Annotated in this window: 13 protein-coding genes, 1 pseudogene and 1 riboswitch; of the genes and pseudogenes, 10 read left to right on the forward strand and 4 right to left on the reverse strand. The window is 54.9% G+C overall.

Annotation, left to right across the window (positions count from 1 at the left end):
* Window positions 1-50: 50 nt before the first annotated feature.
* From proQ to htpX, 3 genes are all read left to right on the forward strand, one after another.
* Window positions 51-728 carry an RNA chaperone ProQ gene (gene proQ / locus R0140_RS09280; protein WP_008804278.1) on the forward strand — a complete coding sequence of 226 codons (678 nt, stop codon included), beginning with the start codon at window positions 51-53 and terminating at the stop codon, window positions 726-728.
* A 19-nt stretch (window positions 729-747) separates the two neighbouring features.
* Window positions 748-2,796 (forward strand): carboxy terminal-processing peptidase, encoded by a 2,049-nt coding sequence (gene prc, locus R0140_RS09285; protein ID WP_008804279.1) that lies wholly within the window; start codon window positions 748-750, stop codon window positions 2,794-2,796.
* A 235-nt stretch (window positions 2,797-3,031) separates the two neighbouring features.
* Window positions 3,032-3,916: a protease HtpX gene (gene htpX, locus R0140_RS09290; RefSeq protein WP_008804280.1), complete on the forward strand. Its 885-nt coding sequence runs from the start codon at window positions 3,032-3,034 to the stop codon at window positions 3,914-3,916.
* Window positions 3,917-3,985: 69 nt separating this feature from the next.
* Here htpX and R0140_RS09295 read toward each other — a convergent pair whose 3' ends face one another.
* Window positions 3,986-5,356 (reverse strand): MFS transporter, encoded by a 1,371-nt coding sequence (locus tag R0140_RS09295; protein ID WP_032731027.1) that lies wholly within the window; start codon window positions 5,354-5,356, stop codon window positions 3,986-3,988.
* Window positions 5,357-5,533: 177 nt separating this feature from the next.
* Between R0140_RS09295 and kdgR the strand changes: the two genes are divergently transcribed.
* Entirely contained in the window at window positions 5,534-6,325 is a 792-nt protein-coding gene (gene kdgR, locus R0140_RS09300; protein WP_008804282.1) for a DNA-binding transcriptional regulator KdgR, read from the forward strand.
* A gap of 58 nt (window positions 6,326-6,383) precedes the next feature.
* Here kdgR and R0140_RS09305 read toward each other — a convergent pair whose 3' ends face one another.
* Window positions 6,384-6,623, reverse strand: coding sequence for a YobH family protein (locus R0140_RS09305; protein WP_008804283.1), 240 nt, complete (start codon window positions 6,621-6,623; stop codon window positions 6,384-6,386).
* 159 nt (window positions 6,624-6,782) lie between these two features.
* Between R0140_RS09305 and mgrB the strand changes: the two genes are divergently transcribed.
* From mgrB to rlmA, 6 genes and pseudogenes are all read left to right on the forward strand, one after another.
* Window positions 6,783-6,926 (forward strand): PhoP/PhoQ regulatory lipoprotein MgrB, encoded by a 144-nt coding sequence (gene mgrB / locus R0140_RS09310; RefSeq protein ID WP_002911375.1) that lies wholly within the window; start codon window positions 6,783-6,785, stop codon window positions 6,924-6,926.
* Window positions 6,927-7,000: 74 nt separating this feature from the next.
* Complete coding sequence (locus tag R0140_RS09315) at window positions 7,001-7,291, forward strand: YebO family protein (RefSeq protein WP_002911374.1); 291 nt, start codon at window positions 7,001-7,003, stop codon at window positions 7,289-7,291.
* Between the two features lie 591 nt (window positions 7,292-7,882).
* Window positions 7,883-7,954, forward strand: a pseudogene (locus tag R0140_RS09320) (DUF2627 domain-containing protein); the annotation flags it as partial.
* A gap of 85 nt (window positions 7,955-8,039) precedes the next feature.
* Window positions 8,040-8,249, forward strand: coding sequence for a transcription antiterminator/RNA stability regulator CspE (cspE, locus tag R0140_RS09325; RefSeq protein WP_001062678.1), 210 nt, complete (start codon window positions 8,040-8,042; stop codon window positions 8,247-8,249).
* 187 nt (window positions 8,250-8,436) lie between these two features.
* Window positions 8,437-10,185 carry a peptidoglycan glycosyltransferase FtsI gene (gene ftsI, locus R0140_RS09330; RefSeq protein WP_008804285.1) on the forward strand — a complete coding sequence of 583 codons (1,749 nt, stop codon included), beginning with the start codon at window positions 8,437-8,439 and terminating at the stop codon, window positions 10,183-10,185.
* 60 nt (window positions 10,186-10,245) lie between these two features.
* A complete protein-coding gene (gene rlmA, locus R0140_RS09335; RefSeq protein ID WP_012541271.1) occupies window positions 10,246-11,040 on the forward strand; it encodes a 23S rRNA (guanine(745)-N(1))-methyltransferase in 795 nt (264 codons plus the stop codon).
* A gap of 3 nt (window positions 11,041-11,043) precedes the next feature.
* Here the strand turns inward: rlmA and mntP are convergent, their stop codons facing one another.
* Window positions 11,044-11,610, reverse strand: coding sequence for a manganese efflux pump MntP (gene mntP, locus R0140_RS09340; protein WP_049153564.1), 567 nt, complete (start codon window positions 11,608-11,610; stop codon window positions 11,044-11,046).
* 117 nt (window positions 11,611-11,727) lie between these two features.
* A riboswitch (yybP-ykoY riboswitch) is annotated at window positions 11,728-11,830 on the reverse strand.
* Between the two features lie 199 nt (window positions 11,831-12,029).
* Window positions 12,030-12,488 (reverse strand): DUF986 family protein, encoded by a 459-nt coding sequence (locus tag R0140_RS09345; RefSeq protein ID WP_008804288.1) that lies wholly within the window; start codon window positions 12,486-12,488, stop codon window positions 12,030-12,032.
* Window positions 12,489-12,498: the final 10 nt, after the last annotated feature.

Below are 12,498 nucleotides of genomic sequence, written 5' to 3' on the forward strand. Positions count from 1 at the left end.
TGTTCATGCCTGCGGCTTGTTGGCTACGTCCGTTGTAATCAGGAAATTTCATGGAAAATCAACCTAAGTTGAATAGCAGTAAAGAAGTTATCGCCTTTCTGGCCGAACGTTTCCCGCAGTGCTTTAGCGCTGAAGGCGAAGCGCGCCCCCTGAAAATTGGTATTTTTCAGGATCTCGTTGAGCGAGTGGGTGGTGAGATGAATCTCAGCAAAACCCAGCTTCGCGCTGCATTACGTCTCTACACGTCCAGCTGGCGTTATCTGTACGGCGTGAAAGCCGGCGCTATCCGCGTTGACCTGGACGGCAACCCGTGCGGCGAACTGGAAGAACAGCACATTGCCCATGCGCGCCAGCAGCTGGAAGAAGCGAAAGCTCGCGTTCAGACGCAGCGCGCTGCCCAGCAGGCGAAAAAACGCGAAGCCGCCGCCGCCGCAGGTCAGCAGGATGAAGGGGTTCGCCGCGAGCGTAAACCACGTCCTCAGCAGCCGCGTCGTAAAGAAGGCGCTGAACAGCGTAAACCGCGTCCTGTTGCGGCCAAAGCCCCGCGTGAAGAGCGTCATACTCCGGTTTCGGATGTTTCCGTTCTGACCGTCGGCCAGGCGCTGAAGGTAAAAGCAGGCAATAACGCAATGGACGCCACCGTTCTGGAAATCACCAAAGATGGCGTTCGTGTACAGCTGACTTCTGGTATGTCAATGATTGTACGCGCAGAACACCTGGTGTTCTGAAACGGAGGCCGGGCCAGGCATGAACACATTTTTTAAAATCACCGCGCTTGCGGGCCTGCTGGCAATAGCAGGCCATGCTTTCGCTGTTGATGAAATAACCCGTGCAGATCAAATACCCGTGCTGAAAGAAGAGCCGCAGCACGCGACGGTGAGCGAGCGCGTGACGTCGCGCTTTACCCGTTCTCACTACCGTCAGTTTGATCTCGACAACGCCTTCTCGGCAAAGATTTTTGACCGTTATCTGAACCTGCTGGACTACAGCCACAATGTGCTGCTGGCCAGCGATGTGGCGAAGTTCGCGGCCAAAAAAGACCAAATCGGCGACGAACTGCGCACCGGGAAACTGGACGTCTTCTACGACCTTTACAACCTGGCGCAGCAGCGTCGCTTTGAGCGCTATCAGTATGCGCTCAAAGTGCTGGAACGTCCGATGGACTTTACCGGCAACGATAATTTTAACCTTGATCGCTCCAAAGCACCGTGGCCAAAAGATGAGGCCGAGCTGAACACGCTGTGGGACGCCAAGGTGAAGTTTGACCAGTTAAGCCTGAAGCTGGCGGGTAAAGACGATAAAGAGATCCGCGACACCTTAACGCGTCGCTATAAGTTCGCGATCCGTCGTCTGGCGCAAACCAACAGCGAAGATGTCTTCTCGCTGGCGATGACCGCCTTCGCTCGCGAAATCGACCCGCACACCAACTACCTGTCTCCACGTAATACCGAGCAGTTCAACACTGAGATGAGCCTCTCTCTTGAGGGGATCGGCGCTGTCCTGCAAATGGATGATGACTACACCGTCATCAATTCGCTGGTGGCGGGCGGCCCGGCCGCGAAGAGCAAAGCGATCAGCGTCGGCGACCGTATCGTTGGCGTTGGCCAGACCGGGAAGCCGATGGTTGATGTCATCGGCTGGCGTCTGGATGACGTGGTCGCGCTGATTAAAGGACCGAAGGGCAGCAAAGTGCGCCTTGAGATCCTGCCGGCAGGCAAAGGGGCCAAGACGCGTATCGTGACCCTGACCCGCGAGCGGATCCGTCTGGAAGACCGTGCGGTGAAGATGTCGGTGAAAACCGTTGGTAAAGAAAAAGTCGGCGTGCTGGATATTCCGGGCTTTTACGTTGGTCTCACCGATGATGTGAAGGTGCAACTGCAGAAGCTGGAAAAACAGAACGTCAGCAGCATCGTCATTGATCTGCGCAGCAACGGCGGCGGGGCGCTGACCGAGGCGGTATCGCTCTCGGGTCTGTTTATTCCGTCCGGCCCGGTAGTGCAGGTTCGTGATAACAATGGCAAGGTCCGCGAAGACAGCGACAACGATGGCGTGGTCTATTACAAAGGGCCGCTGGTGGTGCTGGTTGACCGCTTTAGCGCCTCGGCGTCTGAAATCTTCGCCGCGGCGATGCAGGATTATGGCCGCGCGCTGATCGTTGGCGAGCCGACCTTCGGTAAAGGGACGGTACAGCAGTATCGCTCGTTGAATCGTATCTACGATCAGATGCTGCGTCCGGACTGGCCGGCGTTAGGTTCCGTCCAGTACACCATCCAGAAGTTCTACCGTATTAACGGCGGCAGTACGCAGCGTAAAGGCGTGACGCCGGATATCATGATGCCAACCGGTAATGAAGATCGTGAGACCGGCGAGCAGTATGAAGACAACGCACTGCCGTGGGATAGCATCAACGCAGCCACCTACGTGAAGTCCGGGGATCTGACCCCGTTTGGACCGGAACTGCTCAAGCGCCATGATGAGCGTATCGCGCAGGATCCAGAGTTCCAGTACATCATGAAGGATATTGCCCGTTATAACGCGATGAAGGACAAGCGTAACATCGTCTCTCTGAACTACGCCCAGCGTGAGAAAGAGAACGAAGAGGATGATGCGATTCGTCTGGCGCGGATTAACGATCGCCTGAAACGCGAAGGCAAACCGCTGCTGAAAAAACTGGATGACCTGCCGAAGGATTACCAGGAGCCGGATCCGTATCTTGATGAAACGGTCCATATCGCGGTAGACCTGGCGCATCTTGAAAAAGCGCGCCCGGCGGTGGAACCGCCAGCCAGTAAATAAATAACAAACGGGCACCTCAGAGGGTGCCCGTTTTATTTTGTGCTTTTGTCATCACCTTTCAGCTCAACTAACAAAATGTCAACCTGTCCGGCCGCTGTCAGCAAGATGCTACAAAATGTAAAGTTGTGTTTTTATCGTGACTTAGCGGGGGTTGATGGTTGAAAATTGCAGCCTGACCCATACGATGTGGGTAATCGCTTAGTGCGTTTTGTTAAATTGAGGTAAAAAGAAAATTATGATGCGAATCGCGCTTTTCCTGCTGACGAACCTGGCAGTAATGGTCGTGTTCGGGCTGGTGTTAAGCCTCACGGGGATCCAATCCAGCAGCATGACCGGTCTGTTGATTATGGCCCTGCTGTTCGGCTTCGGTGGTTCTATCGTTTCGCTGATGATGTCGAAATGGATGGCCCTGAAGTCTGTGGGTGGGGAAGTGATCGAGCAGCCGCGCAACGAAACGGAACGCTGGCTGATGCACACCGTCGCCCAACAGGCGCAGCAGGCGGGCATTGCCATGCCGCAGGTGGCTATCTATCACGCGCCTGATATCAACGCTTTTGCTACCGGCGCGCGTCGCGACGCCTCGCTGGTCGCCGTCAGCACCGGGCTGCTACAAAACATGAGCCGTGATGAAGCGGAGGCGGTCATTGCCCATGAAATCAGCCACATCGCTAATGGCGATATGGTGACCATGACGCTGATTCAGGGGGTGGTGAACACCTTCGTTATCTTTATCTCGCGCGTGATTGCCCAGATTGCGGCCGGTTTCCTCGGCGGCAACCGGGAAGATGAAGGGGAGAGCAGCAATGGTAACCCGCTGATCTACTTCGCTGTCGCCACGGTGCTGGAACTGGTGTTCGGTATTCTGGCCAGCATTATTACCATGTGGTTCTCTCGTCATCGCGAGTTCCACGCTGACGCCGGCTCGGCGCGACTGGTGGGCCGCGAGAAGATGATTGCTGCCCTGCAGCGTCTGAAAACCAGCTATGAGCCACAGGAAGCCAGCAGCATGATGGCGTTCTGCATCAATGGTAAAGCGAAATCCATGAGCGAGCTGTTTATGACTCACCCGCCGCTGGATAAACGTATTGAAGCCCTGCGTAGCGGTGAGTATCTGAAGTAATCCGTCGGTTCGACGCTAAAAATAAAAATCCGCAGCCCGAAAGCTGCGGATTTTTTTTGCCGCCGTTTATCAGGCCGCGCGCGGCTGGGTGACGCGCAGACCGCTAATCAGTGCGGCAACGGTCGCCAGAATGCCGGCCAGCAGCAGGGCGGTATGGGTGCCGCTGTTGCCGAGCAGGTTGAACAGCAGGGCGACCAGCGCCGCGCCAGTGCTCTGACCGAGCAGGCGAGCGGTACCCAGCATCCCGCTGGCGCCACCGCTGCGATGGCTCGGAGCCGAGGCGACAATAGTGTGGTTATTCGGCGACTGAAACAGCCCGAAACCGGCGCCGCACAGCGCCATACGCCAGATAATATCCAGATCGGAAGGCGACTCGGGCAGCAGCGCCAGGCCGAACAGGCCGCAGGCCATAACCAGCAGCCCAATGGCCCCCAGCAGCCCCGCATGGCATTTCTCAATCAAATAACCGGCCAGCGGCGCCATCACCATGGTCGCCAGCGGCCAGGGCGTCAGTAGCAGGCCGGTCTCCACTTCGCTGCGCCCCATCATCGTCTGCAGGAAGAAGGGCAGGGAGACCATCGCCAGCATCTGCGCACAGAAGGAGCAGATGGAGGTGCAGATAGAGAGTGAGAAGAGCGGGATGCGCAGCAGGTCGACCGGCAGCAGGGGGACGGGCATGCTGAGCTGGCGGCGAACGAAGAAAAAGCCCACCACCAGCATGGCGGCCACTTCCGCCAGCACCAGCTGAACAGACTGTCCCTGGGCGAACCCGCTGAGCGCAGTGATCAGCAGCCCGAAGGTGAGGGCGTTCATGATGGCGCTCGGTAGATCGAAGCGGATGATTTTGCTGCGCGCGCTGTTGGGTGGCAGAAAGCGCATGGCCAGAACAAAAGCGACGATCCCGAGGGGAACGTTAATTAAAAACAGCCATTGCCATGAGGCAAGGGAGAGGATCGCCGCGGCGATCGTCGGGCCTGCTGCCGAAGAGACGGCGACGACAAAGGAGTTGATGCCCATGCCGCGGCCGAGAAAGCGCTGCGGATAAATCAGGCGGATCAACGCGGTGTTCACGCTCATCAGCGCGGCGCCGCCCAGCCCCTGGGCGACGCGGGCGAAGGTCAGCATGTCGAGACTGCGCGACAGGGCGCAGGCCAGCGAGGTAAAGATAAACACCACCAGGCCTATCTTATAGATGCGGCGATAGCCGACCATATCGCCGAGGAAAGAGAGCGGTAGCAGGGCGATGACAATGGCGATTTGGTAGGCGTTAACGATCCAGATTGAGGCCGCCGGCGAGGCGTTAAGATCGCTGGCGATGGTCGGGAGCGCGACGTTGGCGATAGCCCCGTCGAGCACGGCCATGGTCAGCCCCAGCACGATGGTCAGAATGGCGCCATAGCGTTGCGGCAGCGGCACGCCATCGGAAGAATTTTTATCCATGGTGAATATAAGTCTTAAATGAAACGGTTTTTTTAATGATGAGTTTAGCATTGATTATTCCGCAGTATGTCGCAGATTTGTAACGAAGTGGCAGAAGAATGATTGCGGCGCAGTGGCGGCGAATTTATAATAAAAACCGGTTCTAAATTTTATAAAACAGTTACGGCGAGGTGATAAATGGCAGGTGCAGATTTGGATAAACAGCCAGATTCTGTCTCTTCGGTATTGAAGGTTTTTGGCATCTTACAGGCGCTGGGTGAAGAGCGTGAAATTGGCATTACCGAACTGTCCCAGCGCGTCATGATGTCGAAAAGCACCGTTTATCGCTTTTTACAGACCATGAAATCACTGGGCTATGTGGCGCAGGAAGGCGAGTCAGAGAAATACTCCCTCACGCTCAAGCTGTTCGAGCTGGGCGCTCGTGCGCTGCAGAACGTCGACCTGGTACGCAGCGCCGATATTCAGATGCGCGAACTCTCCCGGCTGACGAAAGAGACTATTCACCTCGGGGCGCTGGATGAAGACAGCATCGTCTACATCCACAAGATTGACTCGATGTACAATCTGCGGATGTACTCGCGTATCGGCCGTCGCAATCCGCTGTACAGTACCGCGATTGGTAAGGTACTGCTGGCGTGGCGCGATCGCAGCGAAGTGGAGCAGATCCTCGAGGGCGTGGAGTATAAACGCAGCACCGAGCGGACCATCACCAGCACGGAAGCGCTGCTGAAGGTGCTGGATGGCGTACGCGAGCAGGGATATGGCGAAGATAACGAAGAGCAGGAAGAGGGACTACGCTGCATCGGGGTACCGGTGTTCGATCGTTTCGGCGTGGTTATCGCCGGACTGAGCATCTCTTTCCCGACGCTACGTTTCTCAGAAGAACGTTTGCATGAATATGTGGCGATGCTGCATCAGGCGGCGCGCAAGATTTCTGAGCAAATGGGATACAACGACTACCCGTTCTGACGCGGTAGCTGAAACATCCGGCGAGCGCGGTGCTATTGTCGCGCTCGCCGGAGTGATTTTAACCGTTATCAACCACGGTTGCGCTTTTGCGCAGAATGGGACAGTTACTGACGCCGATCACACCGCTGTTGGAATGCACATAAAGTGCGGTACTGACCCCGCGGGCGGTGAGATACTGACACTTAAGACCCAGACCACCGACGTTTTCTTCACTGTGGAATAATACGCCATAGCCGCTTAATAATACGCCAATCCATAAGATAGCCACGACGACAATAGTACGAATGATTAATCGCATTGATGCCTCATTATTTGTATGATCCTTGCCGTGATTTTGACACGAACACGTTTTGAAACAAGTCGATGATTCCTAAACTTGCCGTTCGTATTACAGTTAGCCGCGGTTTAAGAAGGCCGTGTTATCCTGGTGAGATAAAGTACTAATGCGGAGAGTGGAGTGAAAAAATTACGGTGGGTTTTACTGATAGTCATCATAGCAGGCTGCCTGTTGCTGTGGACTCAGATGCTTAACGTAATGTGCGACCAGGATGTTCAGTTTTTCAGCGGCATTTGCACTATCAATAAATTCATCCCGTGGTAAGACATTTTTCTGACGACTGATTTCCTTCTGCGGTGTGGGTGGTAGAATGAACGCCTTCTCTTTGAGGTGGTGAAATGAGTGAGTTACTAAATCCTGGGATCTTAAATCTGGCTTCGCTGGCTGTATCCGTCGCGTTGCTGCTTGTCGGTCTGTTGTTATGGTTCTTCGTCAACCGCGCCAGTTCGCGGGCGAACGAGCAGATAGAACTGCTGCAAGCGCTGCTGGATCAGCAAAAGCGGCAGAATGCGCTGTTACGTCGCCTTTGCGAAGCTAATGCGCCGGAAAAAGAGGACGTGGCCGAGCCGACCGTCGCAGGCAAGGCGAAAGGAGAGGATGAGTTTATCCGCCTGGTGGCAGAGCGCTAAGTACCTCCACAGGTGTGCATCATAAGATGCGCACCTGCATGATAGCTGGCAGTAATAGCTTATTCTTATTCCATTATTCCTTTCCCCGCGCATTATTCCCTTTTTTACACGCTGTAAATAAAGTCATTCCCGCCGCGTTTATTGCCCTGGAATGTGACACTGTCATCATTTTTTCATTATTAAGGTGCAGAATTAGCACTATTTTTAGCGTGACGACTAACAGGTTTTATTATCACTACACTGGTACGGCTTTAGCGATTTTTCGTCTGCTGTTATGAGTAATTATGCGCATCAATATTCATCGCCTTCAGCGAAGCGCCGTCAGCATGGCGGTTCGTATACGTACATACCTGGACGAAGCGAAGTTGTTGAGCTATGGTAAAAAAGTTGCAGTAATGAGGCAGCAACCAGGTGATATTAGCGAATGCTGTAACGCCTTGCCAGGAGCGGCAAAGACGCATAAATGTGCAGGCGATCAAATGATTACCTTATAATTTGTGCGAACGATCGTGACACGTTTAAAAATGGCTTGCCATTATTTACGTAGTATGTGATAACACGTTTCGGGTTAAACGAGGTACAGTTCTGTTTATGTGTGGCATTTTCAGTAAAGAAGTCCTGAGTAAACACGTTGTCGTTGAATACCGCTTCTCTGCCGAACCTTAAATTAGTGCCTCATGCAGTTATGTGTCAGTTTTATCTATGTAAACGCCAGCAGGCGAAGAAAACAGTCTAAGGAATTTTGCAAATGGCAAAGATTAAAGGTCAAGTTAAGTGGTTCAACGAGTCTAAAGGTTTTGGTTTCATTACTCCGGCTGATGGCAGCAAAGACGTGTTCGTACACTTCTCCGCTATCCAGGGTAACGGCTTCAAAACTCTGGCTGAAGGCCAGAACGTTGAGTTCGAAATTCAGGACGGCCAGAAAGGTCCGGCTGCAGTTAACGTAACTGCTATCTGATACAAGACCACTCTTCTTGTATAAAAGCCTCGCCTGCGCGGGGCTTTTGCGTTTTTATTGCAAAGCATGTCATTTTACCCCCTTCCGTCGCGTCTTGTTGCAAATAGTCAACTTTATTAGCATTGTGTAGCAGTCTGTTTTGCTAATTTTCTGTTAAATCAGATGGTTGCAAAATGATGCCGGAGCTATGGTGCTAAAGAAAAAAATGAAGTCCGCCGCCAGCTTTACCCCGATTCGCTTCGGGTTACTCTGTGTGGCCATTCTTGGTTGTCTGGGACTGCTGTTGGCCCGCGTGGGCTGGCTGCAAATTGTCTCTCCCGATAACCTGGTAAAACAAGAAGACATGCGTTCTCTGCGCGAAGAGCCTGTGGCGGTGGAGCGCGGCATGATTAGCGACCGCGAAGGACGACCGCTGGCGGTGAGCGTACCGGTCAGCGCTATCTGGATCGACCCGCAGACCACCATGGAGAAGGGCGGGGTTGGTTATGGTCCTCGCTGGCAGGCAATGGCCGAAGCACTGCATCTCAACCTCGGGGAGCTGGCCCAACGGGTACAAAGTCATCCTCACGCCCGTTTTCTCTATCTGGCGCGTCAGATCAATCCGGAGCAGGCGGAGTGGATTGATAAACTGCATCTCCCGGGCGTCTATCTGCGCGATGAATCGCGACGTTTCTATCCGGCTGGTCATGTGGCTGCCAATCTGCTGGGCTTTACCAACGTCGATAATCAGGGCATCGAAGGGGTGGAGAAAAGCTTTAATGCCCAGCTGACCGGCAAACCCGGACGACGCCTGGTGCGCAAAGATAAACATGGCAATGTTATTGAAAATATTACCGAAGTGCCGCCAGTCCCGGCGCATAATCTGCAGCTGAGTATTGATGAACGTCTGCAGACGGTGACCGAAGATGCGCTGGATAATGCCGTTCGCTGGAATAAGGCGGAATCCGGGGCGGCGGTATTGATCAAAATTGATACCGGTGAGATTCTGGCGATGGCCAGCTACCCGGACTTCAATCCGAACAATCGCGACAGCGCGACGCTGGATGATTTCCGCAACCGCGCCATCAGCGACACCTTCGAACCCGGGTCGACCGTCAAACCGCTGGTGATCATGACCGCGCTCCAGCAGGGGATTGTCCAGCCGGATAGCGTGGTGGACACCCATCCGTTTGTCCTCGACGGCCACCGCATCCGCGATGTGGGCTATTATCCGGAGCTGAGTCTGACCGGGATCCTGCAAAAATCCAGTGATACCGGCGTGTCGCATCTCTCGCTCGCTATGCCGGTGCAGCATCTGCTTGATACCTATCAGGCATTTGGGTTCGGCGAGCCGACCGGATTGGGATTGACCGGGGAAAGCGCCGGGCTGATGCCGCATCGTCGCTACTGGGGGCAGCTGGATCGCGCTACCTTCGCTTTCGGCTATGGGTTAATGGTGACGCCGCTCCAGCTGGCGCACGTCTACGCGACTATCGGCGGTTTCGGTATTGAACGACCGTTATCGATAACCCGCATCGATCCGCCGGTGATAGGTACGCGGGTGATGCCGGAGAACATCGTGCACAGCGTAGAGCATATGATGGAGAGCGTGGCGCTCCCGGGCGGGGGCGGGACCAAAGCGGCAGTGCGCGACTACCGGGTGGCGGTAAAAACCGGGACGGCGAAGAAAATCGGTCCGGACGGCAAATATATCGATAAATATGTGGCCTACACCGCCGGCGTGGCGCCCGCCAGTCGTCCACAGTTTGCGCTGGTGGTGGTGATGAACGATCCGAGTAATGGCTCCTATTACGGCGGGGCGGTGTCCGCGCCGGTCTTCAGCCAGATCATGGGGGATGTCCTGCGGCTGGAGAACGTCATGCCGGACGGCATGCCGCAAGGGGCGGAGAATCTGATCGTGATGCACGACAGCCATCCGCTGGCGCCGGCGCTGTAACAGTGGTCTGCAGGGGCGAATAGCGCTACACTTTCGCCCTTTAGCAACACCGGAGCCGTCATGTCATACAGTTGCCCCCTTTGCCACGCGCCGTTAAGCCGCGGCGACAACCACTATTCCTGCCCGCAGCGGCACCAGTTCGATCTGGCGAAAGAGGGGTACGTCAATCTGCTACCGGTGCAGTTCAAGCGGTCGCGCGATCCCGGCGATAGCGCTGAGATGATGCAGGCCCGGCGGGCGTTTCTGGATGCGGGTCATTATCAGCCGCTACGGGAGGCGATCGCCGAACGGCTGCGGCACTACGCCCCTGCGGATTTACTGGATATCGGCTGTGGCGAAGGGTATTACACCCACGCGTTTGCCACCATCGCCAGCCATAGCTGGGGGCTGGACGTGTCGAAGCCAGCGATCCGCGCGGCGGCAAAACGCTACCCGCAGGTCAGTTTTTGCGTCGCCTCCAGCCAGCGTCTGCCGTTCTCCGATAACAGCTTCGATGCGGTAGTGCGCATTTACGCCCCCTGCAACGCCGAAGAGCTGGCGCGGGTGGTGCGGCCTGGCGGATGGGTGATCACCGCCACGCCGGGACCCCGCCATCTGCTGGAGCTAAAAGGGCTGATTTACGATGAGGTACGCCTGCATGAGCTGAAGACGGAAGCGATGCCGGGATTCCGCCTGGACGCTCAGCAGCAGCTGGCCTATCCGATGACCCTGACGGGAAGTGAAGCGCAGGCGCTGCTGCAGATGACGCCGTTCGCGTGGCGGGCTAAGCCTGAGGTGCACGCCGCGCTGCGTCAGCAGGCGACGTTTGGCTGCCAGACCGACTTCATGATCCATTGCTGGCAGCGCGAGGCGTAAGGCTTAACCGGAGAAATGGCTCCAGAGGATTTCGCTGCCGATGCCAATCAGCACAATACCGCCGAGGATTTCGGCCCGTTTGCCCAACAGCGGGCCAATAAAGCGACCGACCATGATCCCCAGTGTCGACATTAGAAACGTCGCGCAGCCGATCGCCAGCGCGGTGGTCACAATGCTGACCTGCAGGAAGGCCAGACCCACACCAACGGCCATCGCGTCAAGGCTGGTGGCGAAGGCGGTGGTGACCAGCAGCCAGAAACCATGACGGCGAGGCGCGTCGCACGCCTCGTCGCTGTCGCCGCGAACACCTTCCACGATCATTCGCCCGCCGAGAAACACCAGCAGAATAAAGGCAATCCAGTGGTTCCACTCGAGGACAAACTGGCTGGCCAACATGCCGAGTCCCCAGCCAACCAGCGGGGTCAGGGTTTCAATCACGCCAAAAATCAGCCCGGTGCGGACGGCTTCTGAGAATTTAGGTTTGTGCAGGGTGGCACCCTTGCCGATAGAGGCTGCAAAGGCGTCCATAGACATGCCGAAGGCGAGAAGAATGGTAGCGGATAAATTCATGTGCGTGTCCTGACCGGGGATAATCCATATGACACATCGCTGCCCCCAGTAAATATACGCGGAGCCGCTCAATGGCTGAGCAATACGTACAGCAGTGATGTATCTATGGTCTCGCCTGATTGAATCACTTCAACCCGTACGTGCCACGTTTTGCAACGAGTATGTTGACACGTACATTTCCTGGCAAACAGGAAATCGGCTACTCCCCAACGACGGGCGCAACCTTAACATATTTTTAGAATATAAAACAATAACAGAAGACGGCTATTTTAATAACCAAATGATAACGATTTTCATTTGAATTTATAAGTAAATAAATAGTTAATAAAAAAGGGAAGAGGAGGCAGGGGAAATATAGCCATGGCTATATGTTTTTCCAGAGAAAAACTGGAAAATATAGCGCTGGCTATATTTATAACTCATTGAGTTGAAACGAGAAGTTTGTAGATTTTCTCCAGGTCGTCGATATTTCGTACGCGAATAAGCAGCCGCCGTTGCTCTAATTGCATCACCAGCACGCCGTCCTCGGATAAATTCATCTCTTTAATTCGCTGATATTCTATCCACACGTTGGCGAAGAAAAAACCGCGCGGTTTAAAAATGATTTTCGGCGTACGGATCCAGAATAAATAGAGACCCATCAGCGCCAGGGCAGATAATAGCCAGGTGGTGATCGGGGTGCCGTGCTGGGTAATGTTGTTATAGATCAGAATGGCGGTGAGGCCGACAAAGATCAGACCGTCAACGCGGCTGCGGCGAAGCAGGGGGATGGCCAGCAGCACCGGGCCGTTCCGCCTCGGCATAATGAACTGGTCATACACCGCGTAGGCCAGTAGCGCAAGGATAAACAGGATGATCACCAGGTCCGTGAATGTCATTGCTTTGCGT

The organism is Klebsiella sp. w6 (assembly GCF_033100215.1).
Classification (GTDB): domain Bacteria; phylum Pseudomonadota; class Gammaproteobacteria; order Enterobacterales; family Enterobacteriaceae; genus Klebsiella; species Klebsiella variicola.